This window comes from Archangium sp., assembly GCF_045802675.1.
Taxonomy (GTDB): domain Bacteria; phylum Myxococcota; class Myxococcia; order Myxococcales; family Myxococcaceae; genus Archangium.
The window spans coordinates 19,452-34,544 of sequence record NZ_JBJMQO010000046.1 but is presented as its reverse complement, the minus strand read 5'-3'; the positions used below and the strand labels follow the sequence as shown (position 1 = coordinate 34,544).

The window sequence follows — 15,093 nt, the reverse complement described above, 5'->3', positions numbered from 1 at the left end:
GCCTCAGGCGCGGAAGGGCGAGAGGCCGGAGCGCTCGATGAGCAGCCGCGCCAGGTGGCGGTGGTGCGCGAAGAGGCTGGTGAAGTGCACGAGGCCCCGGTTGCCGCGCACGGCGTACACCGTCACCGGCCCGGGCAGCACCTCCACCTTGCGGATGTCGTCGAAGGTGAAGCGCCGCGTGCGCACCATGCCCCGGTACGTCATGCCTCCCGAGTCCACCACGATTCGCGTGCGGCTGTAGTACGTCACCGACACGCCGAAGAAGAGGACGAAGAAGACCGCTGAGAGGAACGTCTGGACCGGGACTCCGTTGAAGCGGAGGAGGTACAACAGCACGCCCAGCCAGAGCAGCGTCGCGGCGCCCATGATGGCCGCGAGCACTGCGTGTGGGCGGAACACCTGCTTTCCAGCAGCCTTCGCATCGCCCCTGTTCATGCCTCGAAAGCTAAGGCGGGGGTCTGACCCGTGCCACCCGTTCCCCTGCTGAGCAGGCAGGGGAGGAGTCCACAGGACGACTTCCTGGGAACTCCGATTGTCCGGAGTTCCTCAGGGGCGGGGCTGTCCGGCCCGGGCGATCAGCCCCGGAAGGGGTTCTGCAGCAGCACCGTCTCGCCGCGGTCCGCGCCCACGGAGATGCACACCACGGGCACCCCACAGATCTCCTCCACGCGGCGCACGTAGCGCTTGGCGTTCTCCGGCAGCTCGTCGAAGGTGCGCACCCCGGCGAGCTTCTCGTCCCAGCCGTTCAGCGTCTCGTAGACGGGCTTGACGCGCGCCAGGTCCTCGTAGTCCCCGGGCAGCTCGGTGATGCGCTTGCCGTCCAGCTCGTAGGCGTTGCAGATCTGCAGCGTCTTGAGGCCGGAGAGCACGTCCAGCTTCGTGAGCGCCATGCCCCACAGGCCATTCACGCGCACCGCGTAGCGCAGCACCACGCCGTCCAGCCAGCCGCAGCGGCGCGGACGGCCCGTGGTGGCGCCGAACTCGTCACCCACCTTGCGCAGCCGGTCCCCCGTCTCGTCCGTCAGCTCCGTGGGGAAGGGGCCGCCGCCCACGCGCGTGGTGTAGGCCTTGCTGATGCCCATCACCTTGTCGATGGTGGTGGGGCCCAGGCCCGAGCCCACCGCCGCGTTGCCCGCCACGCAGTTGGAGCTGGTGACGAAGGGGTAGGTGCCATGGTCCACGTCCAGCAGCGTGCCCTGGGCGCCCTCGAAGAGGATGCGCGCCCCGCGCTGCACCTGGCCCGCGAGGTAGAGCGACACGTCGTGCACGTAGGGGCGCAGCCGCTCGCCCAGTGCGCAGAACTCCTCCTGGTACTTCTGCGCGTCCAGCTCGGGGGCCTGCTCGTTGGCGGCGCGGCACAGCTCGCGCAGCTCGTCGCGCACGCCCGGGAGCCGCTCGTCGATGCGCTTGCGCAGCCGCTCCGGGTGGAGCAGGTCGCGCACGCGGATGCCCCGGCGCGCCACCTTGTCCTCGTAGGCCGGGCCGATGCCCCGCCCCGTGGTGCCGATGGCGCTCACGCCGCGCGCCTTCTCGCGGTAGCTGTCCAGCAGCTTGTGCCACGGGAAGATGACGTGCGCGTTGTCCGAGATGAGGAAGTGCGAGTCGTCCTTGAGGAAGCCGCGCTCCTTGAGGGCGTCGAGCTCCTTCACCAGCACCGCGGGATCCACCACCACCCCGTTGCCGATGACACAGGTCTTCCCGGCATGGAGGATGCCCGAGGGAATCAGGTGCAACACCGTCTTCTGGCCGCCCACCACCAGGGTATGGCCCGCGTTGTTGCCCCCCTGGAAGCGCACGACCACCTGGGCGTGCTCCGTGAGCAGGTCCACGACCTTGCCCTTCCCCTCATCTCCCCACTGCGCTCCAACGACGACGACGTTCGGCATAGTGGGCGCCGCTTACCACGCTTCCCCACGGTCCGTCACCGGGATGGAGGGGGAAGTGAAAGGCTACGCACGGGTGCATCCACACTCCTGGCGGCCTCTCCCCGCCCCCCTGTCAGCCGTTCATGCCGTCTGGCCCTCACCGGGTTCCGCTTCGGACATCTCGCGGTCGAGGACGAACCACTCCTTGGCCTGGGCGCCGATGTAGTGGGTCAAGGCGTAGTTGGCGCTCCCTCCGATGACGACTCCCACCCCGAAGGGGAGGGCCTTCTCCATCGCCTTGCGGGTGAAGATGATCCCGATGCGCCTGAAGAACGCCTTCACGGCCTGCAGCGCGGCGCCTTTGAGGTACTCACGCAGCAGCCGAACCCCGGCCTTGGAGGCGAGCTTCACCCCGAGTTGCTCGCCCGCCTTCTCAATGGCGCCACCTGCGGCGATCAGGAAGGCGAGGTCTCGTGCGTCCTGCGAGTTCAGGTCGTAGCCAAAGGCCTCGGCAAGACAGCAGACCATGTCCACCTGCAACTTCATGGACACAGCCGTGTCGGCGAGCCCCCCGCCCAGCGTGGCGAGCGCAGTGCCCAGACCTGGCACGACTCCCACCAGGGCCGTCGCTCCGCCCAACATGGCGGAGAGCTTCGCGTAGCGGGTGATGATCTTGTCGGCGACCCGCTCCTGGTGGCGAGCGGGCTCGTCCTTGGGGAACTTCGACTCGGACTGGCGCCGGTACTTGGACGCAATCTCCCTGGCGGCCTCCGGCAAGATGGCCCAGCGCTGAATGAACTTGAGCAACTTCGAGTCGTCGTTCTCTTCGGCTGCCATGTCCCTTCTCCTCGTTCAAGCTCTGGCGGATTTCCGGAAGCAGTCGCGGCACAACGGCCGTGCCATGGTGGCTGGGTAAGAGTCCCCGCAGCCGTGGCAGAACTCATCCTCATAATCCGCGTTCTCCCACTCAGCCCACTCGGCGAAGCACTCCCTGCAGTAGGGCCGATCCGGGTCGAACGGGATGTCGTCGCCACAGCGGATGCAGCAGCCGTCCTCTTCTTCCTGCGGCTCGGGCTTGGGACGAGCACGAGGCTCGCTCTTCCTCGGAGCGGGGGCCGAGACGGCCTTGGCGTCGAGCGAGACAAGGCGCGCGTAGGGCGCGACTTCGCGCTTGATGAAGGCGTCTACCTCGCGCAGGGCCTGCGCGTCCTGCGACCAGAGCCCCACTTCGATCGTGTTGAGGAAGGAGGAGCCGAGCAGATTGAGTGAGGTGATGAGGACGGTGGACTCGGAGCGGTAGAGCTTGGCGTGCAGACCTGGCACGCTGTGCAACTGAAGCCCCGCCTCGACATGAGGCCGCATCGCCTCGAGCCACGCCTCCTTGAGCGGCGTCTGCTCGTCCTGCCGGACGACGATGCTCACCCTCACCTTGCGCCTCAGCGCATCCCGCACCGCTCTGCCCACGCGGTCCTCGGCAACGAGCGTGACATAGGGGCTGATGAGGGTGACGCGCTCCTGGGCCTCACGAATGAGCGAGAGCAGCCGGCTGATGGTGTCTTCGGTGTTGATGAGTTGGAAGTGCACTCCCCCTCCTCGGACGATGCGCGGTTCCATCCTACCAAAGAGGAAAAACCGGACCGAAGGTTTCCGCGACACGCGCCCACTGAACAGAGTTCCATGGCTGAGCACCCTGCCGCGAGCGGTCCTGGTGCATCATGCTCGCAGAGTGGAGCCCGTTTCTTCGAGCCCCCGGGAGGTCAGATGCGCCTCGTGGCTTTCAGCGACTGGCGAGCGCAGCCCGTATCCGATGTCGAATTGGCCCTGGACGTCATTGGAGGAAGACCGGACCTGCTGCTCTACGGTGGGGACGACACCGCGCGATTCGGAGATGCTCCTTTCGAGGAATACCTCACCGAGCTCGAGTACGACCCCAAGCATCCTGTCTGGGCGCAAATCTTCCCTGAAGCCCAGGTAGGACAGGCGGCCTTCTTCGTCGGCCGCTGTGGGCGGTGGATGACGCTCACCTTACCGCTGGAGGAGGGCCAGGATTCGTTGGCTGCGGTCAATTACGGGGTGTTCCATGGCCTGCGGCGAAAACGTGAGAACGCAGGGCCCGCCTTGAGACTTTCCCGGTGGGAGTCCATGTCCCAGCCATGGCGATACCTGCTCCAGCTCCTTGGAGAGCCGGACTCGGTTCATGCCTTGCGCGAAGCGCTCCTCAAGAAATGCACGCTCGCCCACGTGCGACGTGAAGAGCGCTGGCATGCCATCTTCTGTCTGGGAGTGGGTGGAGCCCGACCCAATGCCTTCGAACGGCTCGCACGGCAGGCACGCCTCGGGCTCGCGGGAGTCATCGGCAATGATTGCTCCGACTTGGACCGTTACATTCTGCGTGCTCCGGGTGTGCGTGATCTCCATTGCAGACCGCTGAGGTGCGGACGATTTGGTGTCATTGGATTGGAGGCATCTCCAGGTCCGAGGGGGAGCATCATCTATGACGAGCGAGTTGCCGCGCAGCACCTGGAAGAGAGCGCTGCTCGTTTCCCGGCAGGCGCGCCCCTCATCGTCGTGAGCCATGCCCCACCCCATGGAGTGCTCGATCTGGCGGCCCGATTTGGTACGGACCGGATCGGCAGCCGGGCGCTTCGCGAATTCATGCGCAAGCATGACGTTCGTCTCGTGGTTTGCGGCCATGTGCACTCGCAGGGCGGACAAGTCGAGCGCATCGGGAACTGCTGGGTGATCAATGCCGCCAATCACGACAACCCGGACGCGAAGGGACGGCTCGCCATCATCGATATCGCAGAAGGAAGCGTGCAAAAGGTGGAGTGGTTCCATCCCCACACCTACAAGACGACGGCACTCGTGGAATGTGGTCCCGAGAGAACGGCACGGCTCGAGAGTCGCGGTATTCGGATGTGGCGCGATGTCTTGAAAGAGTCCGCCGAAACGCTGGCGGATGCGAGTGGAGCACCGCTCACGATTGCTCGGAAGTGGCTGCTTCATGCGCGGGCGCTCAAGGAGAAGCGCTTCCTCCCTTTGGAGTGCCCCTTTATTCCCAGGCCGTTTCCACGACGGGTCATCTACTACGATATCGAGACGCTCCCCTCAGGCCCCATGGAAATGGAGTCAGACAAGCAGGTCTGGCTCATTGGTGCGCTTCGGGCAGGTGCGTCGAAAGTGGAGCAGTTCCTGGCGAAGAAGCCGAGCGAGGAACACACCATCCTCGAAGCCTTCATGGACTTCATCGACGCGGAGCCCGAGGCAACGCTCGTCTGCTACAGCGGCACGAATTTCGACCACAGGTATCTCGCGCGCCGGCTCCAGCACCTTCTCCCCGGGCATGCGAGTCGCTTCGAGGCACGTGAGAAATACGACCTACAAACCTACATCAAAGGTCAGATGGTGCCTCCCTGCGCGGGATATGGATTGAAGGAGGTCGCGGAGGCAACGGACATCGCGATGCGGCATTCCATGGGCGGATATTCGCTCTCCGCGGCCTACCTGGAGAGCGTTCGCGAGCGCCGTGGACACATGACGTTTTCGTGGGAGACAGCGCTCCAGTACAACGAGGATGATGTGCTCGCCATGCCGAGACTGTTGCGCCGTCTCTATGAGGACATGGTGAAGTTCGCGGAATCTCCCGTGGGGCATCCCGTCTCGCCGTCCTCCCCCATGTTCCGGGAGGGGTCGCAACGCGGGCTTGCCCTGGCTCGTTCAGATTGGGAGCCCAGTTGGGCGAAGGAGTGAGGTGCCGCGTCAGGCCCTGGTGCCGGGATGACAGTGTCCGGCGTAGCCGCAGCCGAGTGTCTGGCAAGCCGAAGGCTCCCGGCCCGGCCAGCGGCCCCGGACGTCCGCCTCCACCAATCCCCGAGCCGCCTCCCGCAGACGCTCGGCGATGGCCTGCATGTCCGTGACGGGCGCGGGGAACTCCGGCTCCGGTACGTCCTCGCCCAGGAAGGCCACGCCTGCTTCCACGGGCACGCCCTCGCGCACCATCCGCCGCGCGGCCAGCAGCAGCGCCGCCAGGGAATCGGCATGCGCCGCCGCTCCCCGAGGCGAGCGCCTACCGGGCTTGAAGAGCACCACCCGCGCCTCGCCCGCTGGCGTCTCCCAGAGGAGATCCACCTCGCCCTCGAGGGCCGCCGAGGTGCCGTTCCCCTGCAACGGCAGCACGAAGGGCAACGCGCGGTGCACGCTCGCCGCGGGCGCCGTGGCCAGACGGCGGGCGAAGGCCGTGCCGAGGAAGCGCTCCACGGTGGCGAGCGCCTCCCCCACTCCGTCGTCCCCCACGTCCCAGCCCACCTCGCGCACGAGCGCCTCCAGGCGGGCGCGACGCTCGGGAGCCGGCGTCCCAACGAGGCGGAAGTCCACCACCCGCAGCAGCCTCAGCACCCGGTCCGACGGGCTCGGAGCCGGTGCGCCCCAGGCGTCGCGATCGAGGTACGGCGAGGACTCGCGCGGCGGCGTCTCCCACGGGGCGCCCTCCGCTCGCAGCCCGAGCCGGTGCACATACCGGTAGCGGCGCGGGCACACGAGGAAGTCCTGCACGGCCTCCGTGCCCACCGACACCCCCTCGGGCGCGGCCAGCGGAGCGCCTTCCTGCACCCGCTGCAACGCCGCCTCGACACGGGCCTCCTGCACCGAGACGTCCACGTCCTCCGGCTCGGACAGCTCCGGGGGCGCGGGCAGCGTATCCACGTCCAGGTCCTCGACGAGCCCACGCAGCTGCGTGTCCTCCTCCAACCGCTCGTCGAGCAGGCACCACCAGGAGTCGGACGCGCCGCGCTCCTTGCCTCCAGAGAGGATGAGCCTGTCCTGGGCACGGGTGAGCGCGACGTAGAGCAGACGCCGGTACTCGGCCGTCTCGCGCCGCCGCAGCTCGTCCTTCACCGTGTCGTAGCGGGGAGAGCGGTACTTGTCGAGGCTGTCCGGCAGCCACGGCCGCAGACACAGGCCATGCGTGCGCTCGAAGAGGGCCCGCCCACTGGAGAAGCGCCGCAGGCTCCCGAGCGAGGGCACCACCACCACCGGCCACTCCAGGCCCTTGGCGCGGTGGATGGTGAGCAGCTGCACCGCGCGAGGGTCTCCCGCTTCCAGCAGGTCCGCCTGCGCCTCGGTGGGCTCCTCGTTGGCCAGCCGCTGCAGCTCGCGAGCGAAGGTGACGCATGCACCCGTGCCCCGCTCATCCCGACGGCCCGCGAGCGCGAGCAGCTTCTCCACGTTGGCGCTCGCCTGCTCCGCGTACGGAGTGCCCGCCAGCGCCTCGCGGTAGCCCGTCATGTCCAGCGCGGCCTGCAGCAGGGCCCGCACGCCGAGCCTGTCCCGCTCGCCCCGAAGCGCCGGCAGCGCCGAGAGGAAACGCTCCAGCCGCACCCGTTCACCCTCGGGCAGCTTCTCCAGGGCCGAGGAGCCCGCGCGCTCCACGGTGGGCAGCGACAGGCCCTCGGGCCCGGCGAGCTGGAAGAGCGCGGCATCCGACAGCCCCACCAGCGGCGAGCGCAGCACCGCGGCGAAGGCGAGCGAGTCCTCGGAGTCCGCCAGCAGCGACAGCAGCGAGGCCAGGTCCAGCACCTCCTGCGCGCCGTAGAAGCCGCGCCCGCGCAGCACGCGGTGGGGAATCCCATGGTGGATGAGCGCCTGCCGGTACACCTCCAGGTGCGTGAAGGTCCGGAAGAGCATGGCCACGTCGCCGCCCCGCACCGGGCGCCGCTCCGCGCTCTCCTTGCTCACCGCCACGAGGGGCTCGGCCCCCGGGGCCAGCATCACCTTCAGCCGCTTCGCCACCGACTCCGCGTCCGCCGCGCGCAGTTCGCCCGTGGAGAGTTCCTCGTCGTCCAGTTGGAGCCGCTCCACCACCGGGGCGGGTAGTGGGGCCGGACGCACCGGCAGGAGGTCATCTTCCTCGGGCTCGTAGACGACTTCGTAGGGCCGTGCTCCGCCCTCGCCCGCCACCAGCACGCCCGCGAAGGCGTGGTTGAAGAACTCGAGCAGCGGCGGCACCGAGCGCCGGTTGTGCTGGAGGTAGTCCCGCACACCGCCCTCGGACTCGATCTTCTTCGCCAGCACCTCGAAGACGGAGACGTCGGCGCCGCGGAACTCGTAGATGGACTGCTTGCGGTCACCCACCGCGCACAGGAACGCGGGCTCCAGAGGCAGCGAGGCCACCAGGTCCTCGTCCGGACGCAGCGGGCGCGGCCCACCTTCACGCTTCTCGGCGAGCAGCAGCACCAGCTCGAGCTGGAGGCGGTTGGTGTCCTGGAACTCGTCCACCATGAGCGCGCCCAGGCGCTCCTGCACCTGACGGCGGAAGTCCGGGATGTCCCTCAGCAGGTCGCGCGTCTTCACCAGCAGCGCGGTGAAGTCCAGCGCGTTGCGCCGGGCGAACTACTCCTCGTGGCGGGCCTCCACCTGCGCGAGCAGCGAGCGGAACGAGGCCTCGAAGGGCGCCGTGCGCCACCCCGCGTACGCGTCCTCCAGCCGCATCACCGAGCCGTCGCTCTTCCCGAAGAGGCACCAGTACAGCTCCTTCATCGAGTTGCCCGGCTCCTTCTTCAACCGGCGCACGTCGCGGCCGTCATCGAGGAAGGCCGCCTTGAGCGAGGGCAGGCGCTCGGGCTCGAAGCAGTTCTCCGGCGTGAGGCCCTCCAGCGCGCGCTCGAGCGCCTCGCGCAGCTCGCGCCACTCGCCCTTGGCGTCCAGTTCGGCCACGGTGGCGCACAACTGACGGCACCGCTCGACGAGGGCCAGGAGTCCGGCACGGGCCTCGTTCGCATCCGAGATGCGGGCATCCGCCGCGCGCAGACCTTCCTCGCGCAGCTTGCCGTAGGTGGCGGCCAGCGAGGACACCAGTCCCTCGGTGAAATCCGAGCCCGAGAAGGTCAGCTCCTGGCACAGCTCGCGCACGCCCGCGTCACCGGCCTCCAGTGCGGCCAGCACCACGCGCTCGCACACGTCCACCACGAGCGTGCGGGCCTCCAGCTCGTCGAGCACCTCGAAGGACGAGTCCACGCCCGAGCCCGGCGGCGCACGGCGCAACAACTGGCCGCACATCGAGTGGAAGGTGCCCACCGACGCCGAGCCCAATTCCTCGCGCAGGGCCCGCCACGTGTCTTGCGACGGCATGGGACGATCCAGCCGCGCGAGCGAGGCGCGCAACACGTCCTCCTTCACGTCCTTGGGCTCGGAATGGACGAGCGTGTCCAGGCGCTCCCGGACACGCTTGCGCATCTCCGCGGCGGCCTTGTCGGTGAACGTCACCATGCACAGCCGCGAGGGACGCAGGGGCTTCTGGCCCTCGCGCGCCCCCGTCAGCAGGTGCAGCGTCATGGTCTCCAGGCTGTACGTCTTGCCCGCGCCGGCACCCGCCATCAGGGCGAGGTTCTTCTCCAGCGCCAGCGGAGAGGTCTCACTCATAGGAGCCCTCCTCCTCCACGAGCCGCCGCTCGGTAATGCGGCACACGGGGCGATAGCCGCAGCTCCCGCAGTCCTTGGGTCTCACGGCGAACTGCCCCGCCCTCACCGTGCGAATCAATGCCTCCACCGCGTTGGCCAGGTTGGGCTTCGCGTCGGCCGCCATCTTCGCCCGCACCTCCGGCTCGGTGGACAGCAGTGCATCCATCTCGACCGCGTCCTCCTCCAGCACGTCCGAGAGGTGGATGACCTTTCCCGTGCGCAGCGAGAACCACGCCGCCCGACTCGTGTTGCGGTGACCGCTCGCCCGCGCCGCGTACAGGTACAGCGGCAGCTGGAAGTCCGAGTCGAGCAACTTCTTCTTCAGCTCCGACTTCGACAGCTTGCCGGACTTGTAGTCGATGACGCCCACCTCGCCAGCGCCCATGTCCAACCGGTCGATGGTGCCCTCGAAGTGGATGAGCTCCTCGCCCACCTGAAGCGTCACCTCGTTCCAGCCCTCCTCCGGGTTGCGAGGCCCGAAACGCAGCTCGAAGCCCTCGGGCTCGAAACGCTCGAAGGGCAGGCCTCGCCGCTCGTCCATGAGGATGCGGCGCACCATGTTCTTCGCCCGCTCGCGCGCCAGCCGCCACAGCGCCGGGTGACCCACGTAGTGGCGCTGCTCGAAGTGCGCACGCACCTCGTCGAGCACCACGTCCAACAGCTCCTCCGGCAGCTCGTCCAGGCCCCGGCCCAGCAGCTTACGCTCCTTGAGCCGCTTGAAGAACTCCTCCAGCACCCGGTGCCAGAAGACGCCCTGCCCCCGGCGATCGAACTCCTCGCCCGGCTGCTCCGGCTCGGGCACCTTGAGCCCGTAGGACAGGAAGCCCTGGAAGCCGCAGTTGCCGAAACGCGCGAGCGCGGACGCCGACAGCGGCCGCTCCTTGTCGAAGCGGAAGGCCTCGCGCACGGCCTCGCTCAGAGCGGGGTCATCCACCGCGCCCGTGTAGCGGCCCGCGCCCTTGCGCGTGTCGCCGAAGAAGTGCAGGCGCTCGATCTCCACCTGGACCAGCTCCTTCGCCGCCACGAGCCACGGCGCGTCCTCGAAGCGCTGCTGGAGCACGTTGCGCGCGGGGTCCGGCACGGTGACGCGCAGCCGCTCATTGGCGAGCGACTCCAACACCACGCGCTGGCGCAGCTCCGCCTCCGTGAGCACCTCGTCGAGCGGCGCGATGGCCGGCAACGAGCGCGTCTCCCACGTGGCCCCCGTCAGCCGCCGCACCTCCTCCAGGAAGGCGGAAGGCGCCTGCTCCTGGCCGCCCGGGCCCTCCACCGAGAAGGACAGGCTCACCGTCTCCTCGGCGCTGGCCAGGACACTGGCGAACAGCAGCCGGTCCTCGGTGAGACGCCACGGCGCCCTGTCTTCGAACTCACCGCCCGTGAGGCGGAAGACGTCCCGGCCCAGATGCTTGTTGAGGGTGATGCGCTCGGCGTCGGCCAGCAGCGGGTTGGGCTCGTCACGGCCCGGGAAGCGGCCCTCGGCCATGCCCCCGAGGAAGACATGGGCGAAGCCGCGGCCCTCCAGCTCGCGCACGTCCAGCACCTCCACGGCGCCCGTCGCGGGCCCTCGCGCGGGCAGGTGCACGTCGCGCATCGCGTCCTGCAGCCAGCGGCCGAAGGTGCGCCGCCGCAGCCGGGGCCCTCCTCCCACCGCCGCGAGCGTCCGCTCCAACTCCCGCACCCGCACCGCGAGCGCCACCCGCGCCGCATCATCCCGCGCCCGCGCATCCAACCCGAGCGCCGCGAGGCCCTCGTCCGCCGGCGTCTCCCGCGCACCCTCCGAGTCCATCAACCCCAGCCGCTGCACCACCTGCCACCACGCGGCGAGCAGCTCCGAGGCCTTCCCCTGCTCCGGAATGCGGCGGCAGGACTCGAGCAGCAGGAGGCACCGCTCGCGCAGCACCCGGGCCTCGTGGGAGCGCCGCTGCTCCTTGGGGCGTACCTGGTCCGGCAACGGCGCCAGCCGCTTCGCCAGGGACTCCAGGCGGAGGTCATACGCGCCCTTGCCGCGCATCGCGCCGAGCCGGTCATCCCGCACGGCCGCGAGCGAGAGGAGCGTCGCCGGAGCCTCGGGCGCCCCCCGGGAGAGCGCGGGCGCGTAGCGGCTGGAGACCAGCTCGGCCACGCGCTCGGCGGGGAAGCCATCCTCCACCAGCAGGGGCAGGTCCAACGCCAGACGCACCGGGCCGGCCAGCGCGAGCGGCTCCCCCCAGGGCAGGCGCACGGGCACACCGAGCTCGGTGAGCGCGTCCGCGAACCAGCGCACCTCGGGCCCGAGCTCCCTCCACGCCACGGCGATGCTCCCGGGAGGCACTCCGTCCGACACCCGCCGGCGCACGTCCCGGGCGATGAGCCGGGCCTCGTCACGAGCCGCTCCGGCGCTCCACATGCGCAGGCCTTCCACCGCGCCCTGGAGCACGTCCTTCTTCGCCTGCGGCGAGAAGAGGTGGCGGCCGAGCTCCACCATCGGGCGGGACTCGAAGGTGACGTCCGCCTTGAAGAGGTCCACGTGGGGGAGCGTCTCGCCGCGGTTCTCGAAGGCGCGGAAGAGGGCCGCGAGGGCCGCGTCCGCCACCGGCGAGCCACCCACCGGCGTCTCCACCCGCAGCGTCACCCGGCGCGCGTCGCAGGCGGCCGCCAGGGCCATCAGCAGCTCCAGCCCCGAGGGCCGCACGTCGTAGATGCCGTGCAGCACGAGCGAGCCCACGTCCTCCCAGGCCACGGGCCAGGCGCTGCGCTCCAGGGCCTCGCGCGCCCCGCGCACCACGTCCTCGCGGTCCGCCAGGCCCAGCTCGGCCATCTTCTGCTCGTAGGCGTGGTGCAGCAGGGCCAGCATGCGGACGCGGTGGCGCCGCTCGGGAGGGAACACATCGAGCGCATCCTGCAGGTCGCGCGGGGAGAGCCGGCCGGCCTTGAGGTCCAACAGCACGTCGAGCGCGGCGCGGGCGAAGGCGGGCTCGTGGACGAAGTCGCCGAAGGGCGTGTCGCCGAGGCCCTGCGCGAGCGAGCCCACCACCGTGCGCGCCACGAGCGGTGAGCACGGGCGCCGCCCCAGCTCACGCGCGCCGCCGAGCGCCTCCAGGAAGCCCTCCCAGGTGAGGAAGGCGTCTCCGCGCACGACTCCAGCCGCGCTCCGGGCCGCGCGCAAAGCGGCCAGACGGCGACCAGTGTCGGGGAAGACCTGAAGGGTACGTCGGGGAGAGGTCATACGCGGAGGCGGATTGTAGAACGAGGCGAGGGGCGCATTTATGCTCGGCTCCGTGCCAACTGCCCCGTGTTTTCTAGCGTTCGCTTTCCTGGTCGCCTCCTCTCCTGCCTTCGCCGAGGCCCCGGCCCGGGCCCAACAGGCCTCGGATGCCCCCGCGCTCCATGAGCTGAACTTCAGCTGGCCACGCGATGGCATCATCACCGGTACCGGTGCCGTGCTGTGGATCACCAGCGAGACCCTCTTGAAGGACGAGCTCGCCCCGGACCACTGCCGCTGGTGCGACCGCTCGGCGGACGGCACGGACACCCTCAACGCGGTGGACCGGTGGGGCCGAGGCCTCGCGGCGAGCACCCCGGAGGGCCAGGCCCGCTGGAACAAGGCGAGCAACATCGCCGACTTCATCGTGCTGCCGGTGGGGGTGTTGGGAGGGCAGTACCTGCTGTCCTCGGGGAGCGGAGCGCCGCCGCGCTACTTCGCCGAGGACACCACCATCATCCTGGAGTCGTTCGTGGTGAGCCAGGTGGTCAACCAGGTGGTGAAGTTCTCCGTGGGCCGCGAGCGCCCCTTCGTCCACGTGCTGCCCGAGGACCAGAAGCCCCTCACCGAGCACCCCACGGACAACAACCTGTCCTTCTACAGCGGGCACACGGCGATGGCCTTCTCGCTGGTGACGGCGGCGGGCACGGTGTCGGAGCTGCGCGGGTACAAGAACCGCTGGCTCATCTGGGCGGTGGGCCTGCCCGTGGCGGCCTCGGTGGGGCTGATGCGCATGGGCGCGGACAAGCACTACCTCACGGACGTGCTGACGGGCGCGGTGGCGGGCTCGCTCTTCGGCGTGGGCGTGCCCCTGCTGCTTCACGGGCGCCAGGGGCCAGCGCAGACGCAGGCCACGGGCATGTCGATGAACGTATCCGGCAGCCTCGGCGGCGTGATGTTCTCCGGGCGGTTCTGAGCCGGAAAGAGCCTCTCAATCCAGGAAGCGTCTCCACCAGCGCCGGCCTTCCTCCGCGGAGTGGCCAAGCCAGGGCATCGTGGGGGTGGCGAAGGGCAGCTTGTCGAAGGACTCGAGCCAGGGCTCCAGCACCCGGGCGAGCTCACGGTACGCGGGAAGCGTCTTCCCCGCCGCGAGGTCTCCCGCCTCCGGCCGCTCGCCCAGGGAGATGACCACGCGCTCCTCGTCCAACTCCACCAGCGTCGTCTCGGGGGAGTGCAGCCGGGAGCGCAGGGCCCCGGCTCCGCCGAGCTGCTGGACAAAGGGGGGCCCAAGGAAGTTGAGCCAGTGGACGCCATCCACCCGGAGGCCCATCCACGTCTCGAAAGGCCAGACAGACCGGAGGTCGATGCCGGGGTAGCGCAGGATGTCGGCGCGGAAGACGGGGTCCGTGAGTCGAACGAGCCCGTAGACACAAAGGGCCAGGCCCGCGTGCCCGGAGGAGAATCGCAGCTGGGAGGCCATGTCGAGGGCCAACTGGCGCACGCGTCCCAGCCCATGCTCCTCGAGATATTCGATGGGCAGCGTTGCCCTGAGCACGCTCAGCCCTCCGTTCTCGGAAGCGGGCCATGGGATACGCGCCTTGTACTCGAGTTCGTAGCCATTCTGGCTGTTGAATCCCCTGAGGAAGAAAAGACCCAGATCGAAGCCGCGCTTCTCGATTCGCCACCGGGATGCTTCGCCAAAGTCGTCAGGAAAGGACAGACGCTTCGTGTTCCGCAGAATGCGGCGAATCCTCTCCCACCGCTTCTCCGTCAGGGGCGCACCCTGAGCCATCCCCTCATATTGGGCCGAAGACTTCACGAAAAACGGCCTGGAGCCGTGAATCGAATGGACGGGAAAGAGCCCGCTCACTGGTAGACGTCTACCAGCAAGGCAGGGATATGTGCGCCGCCCGCGTATGCATTTGTGCGCATCCACTGGTAGACGTCTAGCAGTCAAGCGGGCCGGAACGTGATTTTCGTCCGTGAGCGACATGGAGCCTCTCTTTCGGCAGAAGAAAAACCAAATCCCAAATCATCTAAATCAGACAAGTCAGCCTCTTCCAATACACTGTCTGCCGAAAGAGAGGCTCCATGCGACTTCAGCCATCATTCACTGGATGTAGGGTCCTGCTCTTGCTGGCGGTCCTCGGCACAGCCCATCTGGCGTGCGTCGGCGGCCATATCCCGCCGTCCATGTTCCAGTTTGAGAATGTCGTGCCTTACACCGGACCAGAAGGAGGTGGATGGAAAGTCGCCCAGGTGCTCATCTTGCTGGGCAGGATTTCCCCCATGTTCTCCTCAGCAGCCACTTGCGACATCGAGGTGGGTGTTCCGGAAAGGTCTGGGGACACGTGGGTGACGAATGAATTCGCACAAGTGGAGGCAGCCAAGGCAGCGGACCAGGCAGCACGTCGGGTCCTGCGGGAGCGCCACATGACTGCTCTGGCCTGTTTCAAATTCAGAGAATACATGCAGAGCATCCTGGCGGATCCAGTGTCCGGCACCATCCCTGGTGCCCGGGTCTCCGGCTTCCAACGAGAGGGCGTCTCCAGGAAGACGTTCCCTTGAAAACGGAAGCCTCTCCTTCACTTC

11 protein-coding genes are annotated in these 15,093 nt (G+C 68.6%); 3 read left to right on the top strand and 8 right to left on the bottom strand.

All coding sequences use genetic code 11. From position 1 onward, the window contains the following. Positions 1 to 3: 3 nt before the first annotated feature. From ACJ8AN_RS14020 to ACJ8AN_RS14005, 4 genes are all read right to left on the bottom strand, one after another. Complete coding sequence (locus tag ACJ8AN_RS14020; RefSeq protein WP_407755889.1) at positions 4 to 366, bottom strand: PH domain-containing protein; 363 nt, start codon at positions 364 to 366, stop codon at positions 4 to 6. Between the two features lie 209 nt (positions 367 to 575). Beyond that, the gene (locus ACJ8AN_RS14015) at positions 576 to 1,886 is read right to left on the bottom strand and encodes an adenylosuccinate synthase (RefSeq protein WP_407755837.1); all 1,311 of its coding nucleotides are present in this window, start codon (positions 1,884 to 1,886) and stop codon (positions 576 to 578) included. 120 nt (positions 1,887 to 2,006) lie between these two features. Next, positions 2,007 to 2,702, bottom strand: a complete 696-nt coding sequence (locus ACJ8AN_RS14010; protein ID WP_407755836.1) for an EcsC family protein — start codon at positions 2,700 to 2,702, stop codon at positions 2,007 to 2,009. Between the two features lie 15 nt (positions 2,703 to 2,717). Next, positions 2,718 to 3,449 (bottom strand): phospholipase D-like domain-containing protein, encoded by a 732-nt coding sequence (locus ACJ8AN_RS14005; protein ID WP_407755835.1) that lies wholly within the window; start codon positions 3,447 to 3,449, stop codon positions 2,718 to 2,720. A gap of 177 nt (positions 3,450 to 3,626) precedes the next feature. On the opposite strand from ACJ8AN_RS14005, the gene ACJ8AN_RS14000 reads away from it, so the two are divergent. Continuing rightward, the gene (locus ACJ8AN_RS14000) at positions 3,627 to 5,615 is read left to right on the top strand and encodes a ribonuclease H-like domain-containing protein (RefSeq protein ID WP_407755834.1); all 1,989 of its coding nucleotides are present in this window, start codon (positions 3,627 to 3,629) and stop codon (positions 5,613 to 5,615) included. Between the two features lie 9 nt (positions 5,616 to 5,624). Here ACJ8AN_RS14000 and ACJ8AN_RS13995 read toward each other — a convergent pair whose 3' ends face one another. From ACJ8AN_RS13995 to ACJ8AN_RS13985, 3 genes are read right to left on the bottom strand one after another with little or no spacing between them, the layout of a single operon-like run. Next, entirely contained in the window at positions 5,625 to 8,213 is a 2,589-nt protein-coding gene (locus tag ACJ8AN_RS13995) for a 3'-5' exonuclease (RefSeq protein WP_407755833.1), read from the bottom strand. Between the two features lie 39 nt (positions 8,214 to 8,252). Then, a complete protein-coding gene (locus ACJ8AN_RS13990; RefSeq protein WP_407755832.1) occupies positions 8,253 to 9,281 on the bottom strand; it encodes a UvrD-helicase domain-containing protein in 1,029 nt (342 codons plus the stop codon). Further along, positions 9,274 to 12,525 carry a PD-(D/E)XK nuclease family protein gene (locus ACJ8AN_RS13985; protein WP_407755831.1) on the bottom strand — a complete coding sequence of 1,084 codons (3,252 nt, stop codon included), beginning with the start codon at positions 12,523 to 12,525 and terminating at the stop codon, positions 9,274 to 9,276. The genes ACJ8AN_RS13990 and ACJ8AN_RS13985 overlap by 8 nt, the downstream gene beginning before the upstream one ends. Positions 12,526 to 12,565: 40 nt before the next feature. On the opposite strand from ACJ8AN_RS13985, the gene ACJ8AN_RS13980 reads away from it, so the two are divergent. Further along, complete coding sequence (locus ACJ8AN_RS13980) at positions 12,566 to 13,477, top strand: phosphatase PAP2 family protein (RefSeq protein WP_407755830.1); 912 nt, start codon at positions 12,566 to 12,568, stop codon at positions 13,475 to 13,477. A gap of 15 nt (positions 13,478 to 13,492) precedes the next feature. On the opposite strand, the gene ACJ8AN_RS13975 is transcribed toward ACJ8AN_RS13980, so the two are convergent. After that, complete coding sequence (locus ACJ8AN_RS13975) at positions 13,493 to 14,293, bottom strand: type VI immunity family protein (RefSeq protein ID WP_407755829.1); 801 nt, start codon at positions 14,291 to 14,293, stop codon at positions 13,493 to 13,495. 299 nt (positions 14,294 to 14,592) lie between these two features. On the opposite strand from ACJ8AN_RS13975, the gene ACJ8AN_RS13970 reads away from it, so the two are divergent. Beyond that, positions 14,593 to 15,069, top strand: a complete 477-nt coding sequence (locus ACJ8AN_RS13970) for a hypothetical protein (RefSeq protein ID WP_407755828.1) — start codon at positions 14,593 to 14,595, stop codon at positions 15,067 to 15,069. Positions 15,070 to 15,093: the final 24 nt, after the last annotated feature.